The 15,879-nt window shown below is 71.7% G+C and carries 13 protein-coding genes; 1 reads left to right on the top strand and 12 read right to left on the bottom strand.

Translation table 11 applies throughout. The features are described 5' to 3' along the window. Positions 1-6: 6 nt before the first annotated feature. Together CPH93_RS05910 and CPH93_RS05915 are read right to left on the bottom strand one after the other, a co-directional pair. A complete protein-coding gene (locus CPH93_RS05910) occupies positions 7-750 on the bottom strand; it encodes an amino acid ABC transporter ATP-binding protein (RefSeq protein ID WP_093486368.1) in 744 nt (247 codons plus the stop codon). Positions 751-959: 209 nt separating this feature from the next. Further along, a complete protein-coding gene (locus CPH93_RS05915; protein WP_093486366.1) occupies positions 960-1,400 on the bottom strand; it encodes a DUF6278 family protein in 441 nt (146 codons plus the stop codon). Between the two features lie 215 nt (positions 1,401-1,615). On the opposite strand from CPH93_RS05915, the gene CPH93_RS05920 reads away from it, so the two are divergent. Continuing rightward, positions 1,616-3,415, top strand: a complete 1,800-nt coding sequence (locus CPH93_RS05920; protein ID WP_096212182.1) for an SGNH/GDSL hydrolase family protein — start codon at positions 1,616-1,618, stop codon at positions 3,413-3,415. Between the two features lie 37 nt (positions 3,416-3,452). Here CPH93_RS05920 and CPH93_RS05925 read toward each other — a convergent pair whose 3' ends face one another. The 10 genes from CPH93_RS05925 to CPH93_RS05970 form a co-directional block, all read right to left on the bottom strand. Then, positions 3,453-4,595, bottom strand: coding sequence for an ABC transporter substrate-binding protein (locus CPH93_RS05925; protein ID WP_096212183.1), 1,143 nt, complete (start codon positions 4,593-4,595; stop codon positions 3,453-3,455). 217 nt (positions 4,596-4,812) lie between these two features. Further along, entirely contained in the window at positions 4,813-7,659 is a 2,847-nt protein-coding gene (locus CPH93_RS05930) for a SpoIIE family protein phosphatase/ATP-binding protein (protein ID WP_231977195.1), read from the bottom strand. Positions 7,660-7,844: 185 nt separating this feature from the next. Continuing rightward, positions 7,845-8,624 carry an exodeoxyribonuclease III gene (locus tag CPH93_RS05935; RefSeq protein ID WP_096212184.1) on the bottom strand — a complete coding sequence of 260 codons (780 nt, stop codon included), beginning with the start codon at positions 8,622-8,624 and terminating at the stop codon, positions 7,845-7,847. A 38-nt stretch (positions 8,625-8,662) separates the two neighbouring features. Next, positions 8,663-9,304 carry an MBL fold metallo-hydrolase gene (locus CPH93_RS05940; RefSeq protein WP_096212185.1) on the bottom strand — a complete coding sequence of 214 codons (642 nt, stop codon included), beginning with the start codon at positions 9,302-9,304 and terminating at the stop codon, positions 8,663-8,665. Between the two features lie 97 nt (positions 9,305-9,401). Beyond that, positions 9,402-10,685, bottom strand: a complete 1,284-nt coding sequence (pcaDC, locus tag CPH93_RS05945; RefSeq protein ID WP_096212186.1) for a bifunctional 3-oxoadipate enol-lactonase/4-carboxymuconolactone decarboxylase PcaDC — start codon at positions 10,683-10,685, stop codon at positions 9,402-9,404. Positions 10,686-10,924: 239 nt separating this feature from the next. Beyond that, positions 10,925-11,497, bottom strand: coding sequence for a hypothetical protein (locus CPH93_RS05950; protein ID WP_093486352.1), 573 nt, complete (start codon positions 11,495-11,497; stop codon positions 10,925-10,927). Beyond that, positions 11,494-12,615 (bottom strand): ROK family glucokinase, encoded by a 1,122-nt coding sequence (locus CPH93_RS05955; protein WP_096212187.1) that lies wholly within the window; start codon positions 12,613-12,615, stop codon positions 11,494-11,496. Before CPH93_RS05955 ends, CPH93_RS05950 begins: the two co-directional genes overlap by 4 nt. A 237-nt stretch (positions 12,616-12,852) precedes the next feature. Further along, entirely contained in the window at positions 12,853-13,662 is an 810-nt protein-coding gene (locus CPH93_RS05960) for an ATP-binding cassette domain-containing protein (protein WP_093486348.1), read from the bottom strand. Further along, positions 13,659-14,714 (bottom strand): ABC transporter permease, encoded by a 1,056-nt coding sequence (locus tag CPH93_RS05965; protein ID WP_093486346.1) that lies wholly within the window; start codon positions 14,712-14,714, stop codon positions 13,659-13,661. Before CPH93_RS05965 ends, CPH93_RS05960 begins: the two co-directional genes overlap by 4 nt. Then, positions 14,711-15,724, bottom strand: a complete 1,014-nt coding sequence (locus CPH93_RS05970; protein ID WP_173909728.1) for a sugar ABC transporter substrate-binding protein — start codon at positions 15,722-15,724, stop codon at positions 14,711-14,713. Before CPH93_RS05970 ends, CPH93_RS05965 begins: the two co-directional genes overlap by 4 nt. Between the last annotated feature and the right edge of the window lie 155 nt (positions 15,725-15,879).

Below are 15,879 nucleotides of genomic sequence, written 5' to 3' on the forward strand. Positions count from 1 at the left end.
CCCCGTTCAGTGCTTGAGGATCTTGGAGAGGAAATCCTTGGCCCGTTCGCTGCGCGGCGCGGTGAAGAAGGCCTCGGGCGTGCGGTCCTCGACGATGCGGCCGTCGGCCATGAACACCACACGGTTGGCGGCGGAGCGGGCGAAGCCCATCTCATGGGTGACCACGACCATCGTCATCCCGTCCCGGGCGAGCTGCCGCATGACCTCCAGCACCTCATTGATCATCTCCGGGTCGAGGGCGGAGGTCGGCTCGTCGAAGAGCAGCGCCTTGGGTTCCATGGCGAGCGCGCGGGCGATGGCGACGCGCTGCTGCTGGCCGCCGGAGAGCTGCGCCGGATACTTGTCGGCCTGGGAGGCGAGCCCGACCCGGTCCAGGAGTTCGCGGGCGCGCCGCGCGGCCTCTTCCTTCTTCGTCTTGCGGACCTTTATCGGCGCGAGCATCACATTGGCCAGTACGGTCTTGTGCGCGAAGAGGTTGAAGGACTGGAAGACCATGCCGACCTCGGCACGCAACTGGGCCAGCTCCCGGCCCTCTTCGGGCAGCGGCCGGCCGTCCAGCGTGATGGTGCCCGACTCCACGGTTTCCAGCCGGTTGATGGCCCGGCACAGGGTGGACTTGCCGCCCCCGGAGGGGCCGATGACCACGACCACCTCGCCGCGGCCGACGGTGAGGTCGATGTTCTGGAGGACGTGCAGTTTTCCGTAGTGCTTGTTGACCCCGCGCAGTTCAATCAGCGCATCACCGGCCATATGCAGACCTGCCCACTCTCATCCGTACAGCGCGGAGCCTGCAACGTACCGGGGTGAAAGGGGCACTTCTCCACTGACACGCACGTATGCGCAGAGATGGGCGGATAATTCAGGGTGACGGGGGAACTCCCGCGGGCCCGGTGCGCGCGGTTTCTCCGGGCGGCTGCGGGGCCGTCCGCCGGGGCTGCGCCCGGCGCCTGTCGCGGCCGTCAGGTCTCGGAGACCTCGGCATAGACCTGGGACAGCTCGGGGGCGCCGGAATCGGCCCAGTCGTGGCCCGCGGTCACCACGTCGATCTCCCGGCCGGACGCCAGCCGGACCACCGGCTGCCCGTCCGGCCAGACGTGCCAGACGGCGCCGCGCACCGTGCGGACCAGCACCGTGCCGAGGTAGAGACCGGCGTCGTTGCCGAGCCAGGGCAGCACCTCCGGATCGTCCCGCCAGACGGGCTGCAGTTGGTCCAGCGCCTCCAACGACCGTGCGGAGTCGTCCAGTTCCACCCCCGCCCTGGCGGCCTGGGCCCGCAGCAGCTCGCACTCGGACAGCAGCTCCACGACGCTCTCGGGGTCGGCCCGCACCGACTCGGCCAGCGGTACGGACGGGTGGGCACGCGGACGCTTGCGCCACCTGTCCAGGAAAGACATGTTCATGGTGTGCAGGGTCCCACCCGACCTATGGCCGGGGCCACAGGCGCGCGGCGCGGACCTGGCCCGTTCGTCACCTTGACGCTCCCCCTCCGCGTCCCTAACTTCAGGGCGCCCGGATCGGATCCGCTGGAGTCCACGGGAGCCCCCTGCCCCTCGCCGGACCGGCCGGATCGCAGCTCTCACCTGCCCGTTGGCGCCACCCGGAGGGATACCGACCGATGCGTGTACGACGAGCGGCCACCGCCCTGACCCTGCTGCTCACCGCGACGGCGCTGCCGGCCACCGCGGCCGGCCCGGCCCGTGCCGCGCCCGCCGCCCCGCGCCCGCTGCCTCTGCCTGCGCTCTTCGACAACCGGGCGGTCAGTGACGACTCCCGACCGGGCGCGGCCGACTTCGACGGCGCCGGCCGCTCGCTGTCCGCGCAGGACCTGGCGGCGGCCGGCTGGACGCCCGGGAGCGTGCTGACGCTCGACGGCGCCCGGCTGGCCCTGCCGCGTACGGCGGCCGGCGCGCCGGACAACGTCGTGGCGCACGGCCAGCAGGTCGTGCTGCGCGGCCGGGGCGAGGCGGTCACCTTCCTGGTCGCCGGAACGGGCGGCGCGGCCACCGGCACCGGGACCGTCCGCTACCGGGACGGCTCGCGCAGCAGCTACGAACTCACCGCGCCCGACTGGCGGTCGGGGCCCCTGAGCACCAAGGCGGTGGCGCTGCCGCACCTCAACAACGCCACGGGCGGACAGTCGGCCGAGACGGCGCGGCTGTACGCGGTGAGCGTCCCGCTGCGGCCCGGGCGGGAGGTGCGGTCGGTGGCGCTGCCCACGCCGTCCGCGGCGGGTGCGCTGCATGTGTTCGCGGTGTCCGTGCGGGACACCGGGCGCGGCCGGACCGGGAGTTGGGCGGCGAGCACGGCGGGCTACCGGGCGGTCGGCCCCTGGACCGACCGTACGCTCCGGCTGGTGGTGCACAGCGGCGCGGGCGGCCCGCGGGCCCGCATACGGCTCGCCAACACCTTCGCCGCCGCGCCGGTGGAGATCGCGGCGGCCAGCATCGCGGTGCGCGGCGCGGGAGCGGCGGCGGCCCGCCCTCCGGTACCGCTGACCTTCGGAGGCCACTCCGGGACCCGTCTCCCGGCCGGGGCCGAGGCCTTCAGCGATCCGGTGGACTTCACCGTCCCGGCCGGCACCGATCTGCTGGTGAGCCTCCATCTGCCGGGGACGGTGACGGCGGCGCCGGTGCACCAGGAGGCGGCCCAGCTGTCGTATCTGAGCGCGGCGGGCAGCGGGGACCGCACCGCGGACGCCGGGGGCACGGCTTTCCCGGAGACGATGACGAGCTGGCCGTTCCTGACCGGCGTCGACGTCGGCGGCGGTCCCGGCTCGGTCGTGGCGCTGGGTGATTCGATCACCGACGGGGTGAAGTCGACCAGCGGGGCCAACCGGCGCTGGCCCGATGTGCTGGCCCGCCGTCTGTGGGCCCAGCGTGCCGTGCCCCGCTACGGCGTGCTCAACCAGGGCATTTCGGCGAACCGCGTCGTCACCGACCGCTATCCGGGCGACGGGGTCAGCAGCGACACCGGCGGGGTCAGCGCCGGGCACCGGCTGGAGCGGGACGTGCTGGCACAGCCCGCGGCCCGGACGGTGGTGGTGTTCGAGGGCATCAACGACATGCGCGCGGGAACCTCCGCCGAGGACCTCGTCGCCGGCCTGCGGGCGCTGGCCCGTCGGGCGCACGAGCGGGGGCTGCGCGTGGTCGTGGCCACCGTCGCGCCCTGTGCGGGATACCCCGACTGCACCCCGGCCGTCGAGGCCCGCCGCCAGGCCGTCAACGCCTTCGTACGCGACCACGGCGGCGCCTTCGACGCGACGCTGGACTTCGACGCCGTCCTCCGCGATCCGCAGCAGCCCCGGCGGATGCTGCCCGCCTACGACAGCGGGGACCACCTCCACCCCGGCGACACCGGACTCCGGGCGCTCGGTGACTCGGTGGACCTCCGGGCGCTGGTACCGGGGCGCCGCTGACGGCCTTGCAACTCCCTGTCCATGGGGCGATGACGGATCAGCCGCCGACGGCCTTGGCCCAGTTCTCCCCCACCGTGTGCAGCGCCTTGTTCAGCTGGGCCGCGGTCGGGAACTGCGGGGTGCCCTCGACCGTCGGCAGCCGGGCGGCCAGGGCCTTGTCGAGGGTGCCGTTCTTCGCCATGACGGCCATCAGCACCGGGCGGGCGTAGTCCACGAGGCGGAGGTTCTGGCCTTCCGGACGGAAGAGGTACTCCTCCCACAGGCGCGCCGCGGCCGGGTGGGGGGCGTCCTTGGTGATCGCCTGTGCGTAGTACTGCGAGAAGCTGCCGTCGAACGGAATGGAGACCTTCCAGTTCACGCCCGTCCCGCGGAGCTGGTCCATGTGCTGCAGGCTGAGGTAGTCCCACTCGATGCTGATCGGTGTCGTGCCCTTGGCGATCGTGGCCGGGCTGGGGGTGGCCCGGTTGTAGTTGCCGGCCTTCGCGAGCCGGGCGAAGAAGTCGATGCCCGGCTGAATGTTGTCGAACGACCCCCCGTTGGCGAGCGCCGCCGCGTACACGGCGGCGAAGGCCGCTCCCGCCATCGTGGGGTCACCGTCGATCGAGACCAGGCCCTTGTACGCCGGCTGGAGCAGATCCGCGAAGGACGCGGGGCAGGTCCGGACGCGGGAGGCGTCGCAGCCGATGGAGACGTAGCCGCCGTAGTTGTTGTACCAGCGGGCCCCGGCGTCCTTCTGCTCCGGTGGGATCTGGTCGAACTGCGCGACCCGGTAGGGGGCCAGCAGTTTCTGCCGCGCCGCGGACTGGGCGAAGGAGTCCCCGAGGTCGAGCACGTCGGGGGCGCGCTGCCGGCCGCGGTAGCGCTTCACCGCATCGATCTCCTGCTGGCTGTGGCCGTTCGGATTGTCGACGACGACCTTGATGCCGTACTTCTTCTCGAAGCCGTCGATCAGCGCGCCGTAGTTGGCCCACTGGCGCGGCAGCGCGATCGCGTTGAGCCTGCCCTCCTTCTTCGCCGCCTTGACCAGGGCCGCCGTCCCGCCCACCTCCGCGGCGGACTCGGCCCGGGAGGGCTCGACCAGCCGGGTGGGTCCCTCTTCCTGGCATGCGGCGAGACCGAACGCCGCAAGGCCGAGACCGCAGAGGAGGGCGCCTGCGCGGACCCGATGATGTGCCGTCACGACGCCTCCAGGCAGGGCCAGGTGGGGAGCGGTCCGCCGAGCGGGTGGAATGATCCAAAACAGCCTACTCCGCCCCCTTCCTGGCCTCCGCCAGGACGGTGATCGGGCCAGGTCATAGCGGCGAGTAGGCGCCACGCGCTTCCGGCGGCCACCCGCTCGTCCCCGGGCCCGGGCGGCCGCCCGCTCGCCCCCGGCCCCGGGCGCCGCCACCGCATCCTCACTCCCCGCCGTTCTCCCCCTGGCTGAGGAAGTGCTCCCGCAGCTCCTCTTCGGAGGGCAGGGCGTCGGGGCCGACCGCCTGCGTGGCCCAGATCGTCTTGCCCCTGGGCGAATAGCGGGTGCCCCAGTGCTCGGCGAACTGCGCGACGAGGAAGAGGCCGCGGCCGTCTTCGTCCGTGTCCTTCGCCTGGCGGATGTGCGGGGAGGTGCTGCTGCCGTCGGAGACCTCACAGATCAGCGTGCGGGTGAGCAGGAGCCGTACGTGGATGGGCTCGGCACCGTAGCGAATGGCGTTGGTGATCAGTTCGCTGAGGATGAGCTCGGTGCCGTAGGCGATGTGCTGCAGCCCCCAGTCCGCCAACTGGCGGATGCAGGCGTTGCGGACCGGACCCACCGCCGCCGGGTCGCGGGCCACGTCCCACTCGGCGACGTGTGCCGGGTCCAGCCGCCGGGTCCGGGCCACCAGCAGCGCGACGTCGTCGGCGGACCTGGTGGGCAACAGCGAGGTCATGACGGTGGCGCAGGTGTCCTCCGGCGAACGGTCCGGTCCGGCGAGGGCCGCCTGCAGTGCTTCCAGCCCCGCGTCCAGGTCGCGGCTGCGGTTCTCGACCAGCCCGTCGGTGTAGAGCACCAGCCGGGAGCCCTCCGGCAGCGACAGCTCGGCGGTCTCGAAGGGCAGGCCGGCGCCCAGACCCAGCGGCGGGGCGACCGGCGAGTACAGGAACTCCACCCTCCCGTCGGGGTGGGCCACGGCCGGCGGCAGATGGCCGGCCGTGGCCGCGGTGACCCGCCCGGAGACGGAGTCGTAAATGACGTACAGACAGGTGGCGCCGGTGATCGCCGGCCCCTCCTCGGTCGCCTCGGTCTCCTCGTCCTGGACGTCCATGTGGGTCACCAGCTCGTCCAGGTGGCGCAGCAGCTCGTCGGGGGCGAGGTCCAGGGCCGAGAAGTTGTGCACGGCGATGCGCAGCCGGCCCATCGTGGCCGCCGCGTGCAGGCCGTGTCCCACCACGTCGCCGACGACCAGCGCCACCCGGGCGCCGGGCAGCGGGATGACGTCGAACCAGTCCCCGCCCACTCCCGCCTTGGCGGGGAGATAGCGGTGCGCCACCTCCAGGGCGTCCTGGCCGGGCAGGCCGCGCGGCATCAGGCTGCGCTGGAGCGTCATCGCCATCGCGCGCTCGCGGGTATAGCGCCGGGCGTTGTCGATCCCCACGGCGGCCCGCCCCGCCAGTTCCTCGGCGAAGGAGAGATCCTCGTCGTCGAACGGAGGGGAGCTCCCCGACCGCCAGAAGTCCACCAGCCCCAGCACCACGCCCCGGGCGCGCAGCGGTACGACCGCCAGGGAATGCACCCCGTGGTCCAGGATGCGGCGGACGCGTTCCGGGTCCTGGGACCGCCATCGGGCAGAGCCGGCCAGGTCCGGCTCCACCACGGAGTGGCCCTGTTCCACACGCGCCGCCATCGGGGTGCCCGGGGCGAACCGGAGCAGCTCGCCGACCGGGTAGAGCGGATGGTCCGCCGCCAGGCCGGCGACGGCCGTGCGGCGCAGCTCGGATCCCGTCACGGGCGGCTCCTCGCCCTTCAGGACCGGTTCCAGCAGCTCGACGGTGACGATGTCGGCGAACCGGGGGACCGCCACCTGCGCCAGTTCCTCGGCGGTGCCCACGACATTCAGGGTGGAGCCGATCCGTACCCCGGCGTCGTAGAGCACTCTCAACCGCTCCCGCGCCACCTCTGCGCGCCCTGACAGCCACCTCAGTTCGGTGGTGTCGCGCAGGGTCACCACGCTTCCGTGGTGGGCTCCGTACGGGGTGGTGGACCGCTTGTTGAGGGCCAGCAGCCTGTCCTGGGCCAGGTGCACCTCGTCGGTGGCCGTCCGGTCCGACGTCAGGAGTTCGGCGGTGCGGTGGTCCAGCCCCAGGTCGCCGACGTGGCGTCCCTCCGCGTCCGCCGGCAGGTCCAGCAGCCGCCGTGCCTCGTCGTTGGCCAACAGCAGCCGTCCGCCGCGGCCGACGATGAGGACGCCCTCCCGCACCGCGTGCAGGACCGCATCGTGATGCTCGTACATCCGGGTCATCTCGGCCGGTCCCAGACCGTGGGTCTGCCGGCGCAGCCGACGGCTCATCAGCCCCGCGCCGCCGCCGGCGAGTGCCAGCGCCCCGACTGCGGTTCCCAGGAAGATGGGCAGCTGCCGGTTGACCGACTTCTGTACCTCTTCCACCCTGACCGGCGCGGAGACGATGGCGACGACCTTGCCCGAGGAGTCCTTGACGGGGGCCGCAGAGATCACGGAGAGGCCCAGGGCGCCCTCGAAGGTCCTGGTGAAGGGCTTGCCCCGGGCGGCGTCGGCATACGGACCGATGACGTGCTTGCCGATCTGCCGCGGGTCACTGTGCGTGAGGGTGATCCCGTCGAGCTTGTACACGATGAGGGCGTCGACGCCGGAGGCCTTCCGGGCCTCCTCGGCCAGCGGCTGGAGCTTCGCGGTCGGATTGTCGCTGTTCAGCGCCTCCTGGAGCCCCCAGGAGTGCGCGAAGGACTCCGCGGCGGCGAGCGTCCGGTGCCGGGCGTCGGTCATGGTGTCGCGCCGGCTCTGGACGACGATGGCCACCACTGCCGCCGCGACCAGCAGCACGACGAGCACCAGCTGGAGGAGGAAGATTTCCCGGGCGACGCTGAGCGTGGTCCACCGGGACCGCAGGTGCGGCGGCCCGCCGGCCCCCGCAGGGCGTTCGTCCTGCCGGTGGCCGGTGCCGCTCCCGGCACCGGCCACGCCCGGAAAAGCGGAACGGCCGGGGGCGCGGCGCAGCCAACGCCGGAAACGACCCGAATGTCCGCTCATGATTCACATTTATCCTGCTTTGCCGGGACGCTGGCAAGGCGTGCTACGGCAGCTGCCCCAGGGGCGGCGAGGGGCAGCCGGGCACGGCCGCCAGGACGCGGCAGGTGGCCACCACGAAGTCGCACCCCGCCGTACTACCGCCTGGGCGGCGGAAGCGGCGGTCCAGGACTTCGGCGAATCAGGCCCTAGACGTCGAGATCCACCACGACCGGGGCATGGTCCGAGGCGCCCTTGCCCTTGCGCTCCTCGCGGTCCACATAGGCGTCCGAGACGGCCTTGGCGAACGGCTCGTTGCCGTAGACCAGGTCGATGCGCATGCCGCGGTTCTTGGGGAAGGCGAGCTGGCGGTAGTCCCAATAGGTGTACGGCCGGTCGTACTTGAGGGGGCGGGGCACCACGTCCGACAGGCCCGCCTCGCGCAGGGCGGCCAGCGCGGCCCGCTCGGCGGGGGTGACATGGGTGGCGCCGACGAAGACGGCCGGGTCCCAGACGTCCTCGTCCGTCGGTGCGACGTTGTAGTCGCCGAGGACCGCGAACGGGCGGGGGCCCGCCGCGTCCTCGGCGACCGCCGTCTTCAGCGCCTCGAACCAGCCGAGCTTGTAGGTGTAGTGCGCATGCTCGACCTCGCGGCCGTTGGGGACGTACACCGACCACACCCGGGCCGGGCCGCAGGTCGCCGAGACGGCCCGCGGCTCCTGCACGCCGTCGTACTCCGGACCGCCGGGCAACCCCATGACGACGTCCGTCAGCCCCACCTTGGACAGCAGGGCCACGCCGTTCCACCGGCCGTCGGCGTTGACCGCGGCCTCGTAGCCGAGCTCGCGCAGCGGCGCGCTCGGGAACTGCTCGGCGGTGCACTTGGTCTCCTGGAGGCACAGCACGTCCGTGCCGCTGCTCTCCAGCCAGGCCAGCAGCCTCGGCAGACGGGCGGTGATCGAATTGACGTTCCAGGTCGCGATGCGCATGTCTGTAAACCTACAGCCGGGGACCGACAGTCCGGCCCTCAGCCGAGCGCGGTGCCGCTGCCGGGGGTGAGCCGGCCGTGATCGGTGCCGCCCAGCTTGTCGATCATGGAGTCGTAGATCGGGCGGGCGTGGTCCTGGAGCAGGCTGTCGTGGATGTCGATGGCCCGCCGCGGGGCGACCGCGCGGACGTAGTCGATGACCTCGGCGACCTTGTTCCAGGGGGCGTGCACGGGCAGCAGCAGGGTGTCGATGTCGCGGTCCTCCGGCACGGTCAGGGCGTCGCCGGGGTGGAAGACCGCGCCGCCGTCGAGGAGGAAACCGACATTGGTGACGCGCGGGATGTCGGGGTGGATGACGGCGTGCAGCTGGCCGTGCACCTCGACGTCGAAGCCGGCCGCGGTGAAGGTGTCGCCCTCGCCGACCGTGTGCACCCGGCCGGGGAACGCGGCCGAGAGCTGCTCGGCGACGCTGGCCAGGGTCCAGATCTCGGCGCCCGGATTCGCCTCCATGCCCGCCCGCAGCCGGCCCTCGTGGAAGTGGTCCATGTGCTCATGGGTGATCAGGATCGCGTCCGCGCCGACGGCCGCGTCCTCCTCGCTGAACACCCCCGGGTCGATGACCAGCGTCCGCCCGTCCTTCTCCAGCCGGACACAGGCATGGGTCTTCTTCGTGAGTTCCATACCTGCCATCTTGCCGTGGGGCACGGCCCGGTGGCACGCACAGGGGGGCGGTACGACGTCCCGGCGGCGGGGCCGCGGCCGCGCACCGCTGCCTCGCTCAGGCCTCCGGTGTCGTCTCCTCCCGTATCACCCGCTGGGCGACCTTGAAGGCGGAGTTGGCCGCCGGGACGCCGCAGTAGACGGCGGTGTGCAGCAGCACTTCCTTGATCTCCATCGGGGTCAGGCCGTTGCGCAGCGCCGCGCGGGTGTGCAGCGCCAGTTCGTCGTGGTGGCCGCGGGCGACCAGCGCGGTGAGCGTGACGATGCTGCGGGTGCGGCGGTCCAGGCCCGGCCGGGTCCAGGTCTCGCCCCAGGCGTAGCGGGTGAGGAAGTCGTGAAACTCGCCGGTGAAGTCGTCGGCGGCGGCCTCGACCCGGTCGACATGGGCGTCGCCGAGCACCTCCCGGCGGACCTTGATGCCCGCTTCGTAGGTGGCGCCGCGGTCCTGGTCCGGCCCGGCGAAGCCGGACTCTATGGCGGCGGGCGGCGCCTGCGGGGGCGTCGGGGGCGCGATCTGCGGCTTGGGCGCGGCGGCGCCGATCGCGGCCTGACCACCGGGGCCCGGCTTGTCGTGCCAGGCACTGGAGAAGTGCCGGATGAGGAGTTCGGTGACGGCCGAGGGCTGCTCGACGGGTGCGAGGTGAGAGGTGCCGGGCACCAGCGCCAGGCTCGCGTCGGGTATGCCGGCGACGAGGGTACGGGCGTCGGTGGTGGGCGTGACCTGGTCCTCGGAGCCGACGACCACGAGGGTGGGCACCCCGACCCGGCCGAGGGAGGACCGTACGTCGAAGGCGGCCAGCGCCTCGCAGGCGGCGATGTAGCAGCCGGGGTCGGTGGTCCGCACCATCTGGACGGCCCATTCGACGATGGCGGGCTGGGCGCCGGCGAAGCCCTGGGTGAACCAGTGCTCGGGCGCGGTGCGGGCGATCGGTTCGAGTCCGTTGGTGCGGATGACCACGCCGCGCTGGCGCCAGGCGTCGGCGGTGCCGTAGCGCGGTGAGGTGGAGACCAGCGCCAGCGAGGTGACCTGGTGCGGCCGGGTGAGCGCCAGCTGGGTGCCGATGGCGCCGCCGATGTTGCAGCCGGCGTAGCCGAAGCGGTCCACGCCCAGGGCATCGAGGGTGGCCATCAGCCGGTCGGCCAGTTCGGCGATGGAGGACGCCGCGTGGGCGGGCGAGCCGCCGTGTCCGGGCAGGTCGAAGCGGATGACGCGCCAGTGACGGGTCAGCTCGGGGATTTGCCGGTCCCACATGTGCCAGGTGGTCCCGAGCGCGGCGCCCAGTACAAGGACGGGGGCGTCGTCGGGACCATCGATCCGGTGCTGCAGGGTCTTCTCACTCACCCGGCCACGCTACCCAGTCGATGGCGCGATCTTGACACCCGGGTCAGGAGGCCGCAGGGCGCCCACGGCCCGGTGCGACCAGCGCCGGAACCGGGGACAAGGCGCAGTTCAGCCCGGAAAACAGCGGGTCCCGGGCCGGGCCGGCAACGGCTCCGGAAGCGGCACCGGGGCGGGGGCCACCACGGAACCCCCACGGAACCGGTACCCAACCGGTATGGAATCTTCCGCCCGGAACGGGGTCAGAACTTCACGGTCGAGACCGTGTAGACCACCGGGTGGCCGGGCTCGTCGTAGCTGACCATGATCCGCTGCGACGGGCGCGGTGCCCGGTCCGTGGTCGTGGTGCCCGCCCACGGGAGGTCGTCGTCGAAGTCCCAGCCGACCTTGGACGCCTGTCCCGGGGCGATGGTCTGCTGCTGCTTCTTGAGCGCCGCGGTGCTGGTGCCGACGGCGTTGAGGTAGTGCTCCAGCCCCCAGTCGTTGGTCCGGAACTGGACGAACAGCGAGCTGGTCTGCCAGGAGTTGGTCTCGTAGTAGTAGACCGGGGTGGAGCCGATCGGGACCGGGACGTTGTAGATCCGCTGCTGGACCTTCGTGGGGAAGGCGTTGGTCAGGCCGGTGGCCGCGGCCTCCGCCTCTTTGCCCTCGCCGCTGTCGCGGCTCTGCTCGGCGGAGATGACGATGTAGCCCGCCGGGATCGCGATCAGCAGAAAGACGATCAGTGCCGTCAGCAGCGGGCGACGGCGCTTGACGCGGGGCGGCGGGGCGGGGTGCGGGTCGTCGTGCAGGGGGTGCAGGTCGGTGTCGGTCATCGGCGGCCGGTCCGTTCATAGCGCTCGTACCGCTCGACGCGGCGCCGGTTGGCGCGCCGGAAGCGGCGGGCCACCAGACGGGCCAGGTCGGCGGCGCCGACCATCCCGGCCTCGGGGCCCAACTGGGCCTTGGCGATGGTGGCTTCGGGACGGTAGCCGCGGCCGGTGAGCTGGCGCCGGAAGGCGTCCCGGGCCGGGCCGATCAGCAGGTCGTCGGCGGCGCTGACGCCCCCGCCGATGACGAAGCAGGACGGGTCGAGGGCGGCGGCGAGGTTGGCGATGCCGACGCCGAGCCACTGGCCGATCTCCTGGAGGAGCTCGACGCACATCGCGTCGCCCTCCCGGGCCAGCTCGGTGATCAGCGGTCCGGTGATGTCGCCGATCTGCCCGCCGACCCGCTCGATGATGTTGTACGCGACCGGGGAGTCGGCGGCGGCCAGCTCGCGGGCCTCGCGCACCAGGGCATTGCCGGAGCTGTACTGCTCCCAGCAGCCGCGGTTGCCGCACGGGCAGCGGTGGCCGCCGGGAACGACCTGCATATGGCCGAATTCACCGGCCACGCCGTACTTGCCGCGCTTGACCGCGCCGTCCTCCAGGATCGCGCCGCCGATGCCCGTCCCGAGCGTGATCATGACGAGGTGGTCCTCGCCGCGTCCGGCGCCGAAGCGCCACTCGGCCCAGGCGGCGGTGTTGGCGTCGTTGTCGACCATGACCGGGACCGCGAGGCGGCCGGCGAGGCGGTCGCGCAGCGGTTCGTTGCGCCAGTTCAGATGCGGGGCGAACAGCACCTTGCTGCGGTCCGCGTCGACCCAGCCGGCCGCGCCGATGCCGACCGCGTGGACGTCGTGCCGGTCGGAGAGGTCGAGCACCAGCTCGGTGATGGTGTCCTCGACGACCTTGGGGCTCTTGGACTTGTCCGGCGTCTCGGTGCGGACCTTCTCCAGGATGATGCCGTCGGCGTCCACGACACCCGCCATGACCTTGGTGCCGCCGATGTCGATGCCGACCGTGGGCACCCGGGGGGCGGTCAGGTGCGAGCGCCGCTCGCGGGTGCCGACCGTGCGCAGCACGGTGGCTCTGGCGGATCCGCGGTGCACCCGGTCCCGGTACATGCTCATCGACCCACCTCTTCGCCGTGGCTCCCCCACTGCCTGAAGGGCGTGGGTGATGCCCCCGTGCGGCTGCTGCTGCGCAAGAGTCGTCTCGTCCCTGCGGGTCTCGGGAGGCCGGGGCCTCGATGTGCTGGTTCGCTGCGATTGTGCATCACCGGCGGCGTCCGGCGCACCGCGACCGACGGTGATGCGCCCCGCACGGCCCGGAGGCGGTGCGGGGCGCGGCGCCTCTTCCAGGGTGCCTCAGTCGGGCCGGTGACCTCCGGGGAACTCCGGCGTCGCGGTGCGGGCCAGCTCATGACTGAGCTGTTCCAGCTCGCTGCCGCCTGCCATCTGGCGGGTCAGCTCCTCCAGGGCGATCTCCGTTTTGGCGTGGCTGCCGGCCATCGTGCCGCGCTTGAGGAGCACGAAACGGTCGCCGACGAGATAGGCGTGGTGCGGATTGTGGGTGATCAACACCACGCCGAGTCCGGCGTCCCGGGCGGCCGCGACGTACTTGAGGACGACGCCGGACTGCTTGACGCCGAGCGCCGCCGTCGGCTCGTCCAGGACGAGGACCTTGGCACCGAAGTAGACGGCCCGGGCGATGGCGACGCACTGCCGCTCACCGCCGGACAGCGTCCCGATGGGCTGGTCGACGTCGCGCAGGTCGATGCCCATCCGCAGCAGCTCGCTGCGGGTGGTCTCGCGCATCGTCCGGACGTCGAGCCGCTTGAAGGGGCCCACGCCGGTGGTCGGTTCGGAGCCGAGGAAGAAGTTCCGCCACACCGGCATGAGCGGGACCACGGCCAGGTCCTGGTAGACGGTGGCGATGCCGCGGTCCAGGGCCTCGCGCGGGGAGGACAGGGTGGTCTCCTCGCCCTCGATGGTGAAGGAGCCCGCGTCGTGCCGGTGCAGCCCGGCGATGATCTTGATGAGGGTGGACTTGCCGGCGCCGTTGTCGCCGAGCACACAGGAGATCTCCCCCGCGTGCACCTCCAGGGACACCCCCTCCAGTGCCCGGACGTTGCCGTAGTACTTGCTGACGTCGGCCAGCTCGACCAGCGCTGTCATGCCTTTTCCTCCGCCCGCTTGCGGACCCATGCGTTCAGGAGTGTGGCGAGCAGCAGCATCGCGCCGAGGAAGAACTTGTACCAGTCCGGGTTCCACTGCGCGTAGACGATGCCCTTGCTCGCCATGCCGAAGATGAAGGCGCCGACGGCCGCGCCGATCGCCGAGCCGAAGCCGCCGGTCATCAGACAGCCGCCGACCGCCGCCGCGATGATGTAGAGGAATTCGTTGCCCACCCCGTCGCCGGACTGGATCGCGTCGTACGAGAACAGCAGATGCTGGCCGGAGACCCAGGCGGCGAAGGCGACGCCCATGTAGAGGCCGATCTTGGTCTTGGTGACCGGGACGCCCACCGCCCGCGCGGCTTGGGCATTGCCGCCCACCGCGAAGATCCAGTTACCGACGCGGGTGCGCAGCAGGATCCAGGTGGCGAAGCCGACCAGGGCGAGCCACCACAGGATGGTGATCTGGATGTCGACGCTGCCGAGGGTCAGATGCGAGGCGAAGAGCGTACGGGCCGAGTCGAAGCCCTCCATGTCGGCGATGGACTTCGTCGAGACGGTGCCGTCGATCAGCTTGGTGAAGCCGAGGTTGAGGCCGGTCAGCATGAAGAAGGTGCCGAGCGTGATGACGAAGCTGGGCAGTTTCGTACGGGTCAGCAACAGCCCGTTGAACGCCCCGATGGCGAGCGTGACCAGCAGCGACACCCCGACGCCCACCCAGGTGTTGGCGGTCATCTGGTAGCTGAACATCGACGAGATCAGCGCCGAGCTGACGACCATGACACCGGCCGACAGATCGAATTCCCCACCGATCATCAGCAGCGCCACCGGCACGGCCATGATGCCGATCGTCGAGGACGCATAGAGCACCGTGGAAAGGCTGGAGGCCTGCAGGAACGGCTCGGCGACGATCGAGAAGAAGACGAAGACGGCGGCGGCGCCGACGACCGAGCCCAGTTCGGGGCGGCCCATCAGTCTGCGCGCCAGGGAGCGGTGCAGCAGCCGTTCGTCGATCTTGGCGGGCTGTACCGGGGACGCCTCGGTCCGGCTCATCGGGTCCCCCGCTTCGTGTAGTCCTGCAGGGCGTCGGCGTCCTTCTTGGTGATCACCTGGGGTCCGGTGAGCACCGGCTTGCCGCCGCCGAGGACGTCGGAGTTGTACTTGTACAGCCACAGCAGGTCGACGGCCTCGTAGCCCTGGAGGTAGGGCTGCTGGTCGACGGCGAAGCCGAGGGAGCCGTCCTTGAGCCCGGTCGCGACCTGGGCGTTGAGGTCGAAGGTGTCGATCTCGGCCTTGCTGCCGGCCTGCTCCCTGGCCTTGACCGCGGTGGCGGCGAACGGCGCACCGAGCGTGACGACGGCGTCGATGCCCCGGTCCGCCTGGAGCTTGGACTCGATGGAGGACTGCACGTCGGGCATGTTGGTGCCCTCGACGTACAGCTTCTGCAGATCGCCCTTGAAGGTCTTCTTGGCGCCGTCGCAGCGCTGCTCGTGGCCGACGTTGCCCTGCTCGTGCAGCACGCACAGGGCCTTCTTCCGGCCGCGCTTGTTCAGCTCCTCGCCGACCGCCTCACCGGCCACGGTCTCGTCCTGGCCGATGTGGCTGAGCGCGCCGAACGCCTTGGACTCCTCGGCGCCGGAGTTCACCGTGATCACCGGGATGCCGGCCTTCTCGGCCTTGGCGACCACGTCCTTCATGGCGTTGGGCTTGGCCAGCGAGACGATCAGCCCGTCGACCTTCTGGTCGATGTAGGACTGCACCAGCTGGCTCTGCCGCTGGCCCTCCTTGTCGTGCCCGTAGACGAACTTGATGTTGTCCTTGGCGGCGGCCTGCTGGGCACCGTTCTGCACGATGTCCCAGAAGGTGTCGCCGTCCCCGGAGTGGGTGACCATCGCGAACGTCCACCGGGGGGTGTTCACCGCGGCCTTGCCGCCGGCGGTCTTGGCGGCGCGTTCCTGCTCCGCGCGCAGGCCTCCGGTGCTGCTGCACCCCGCCAGGGAGGCGCCGAGCACCGCCGCCAGCACGGCGCCGACCACGCGTCCCCTTCTTCGAACCCGTGCCACGAGGACTCGCCCTTCCCGCTGATGCGGCCGTGTCGGCCTGGTTGGTTGTATTCGCTGTCCGGATTGCCCGGTCCGTACCTGTGTCGTGTGGTGCCACGGCACCGGCCGGGCCGGCTCAACCGGCCAAGTATCCGTTACCGGTGATCTGTCCCGGT

It is taken from the genome of Streptomyces sp. 2323.1 (assembly GCF_900221035.1).
Taxonomy (GTDB): Bacteria; Actinomycetota; Actinomycetes; order Streptomycetales; family Streptomycetaceae; genus Streptomyces; species Streptomyces sioyaensis.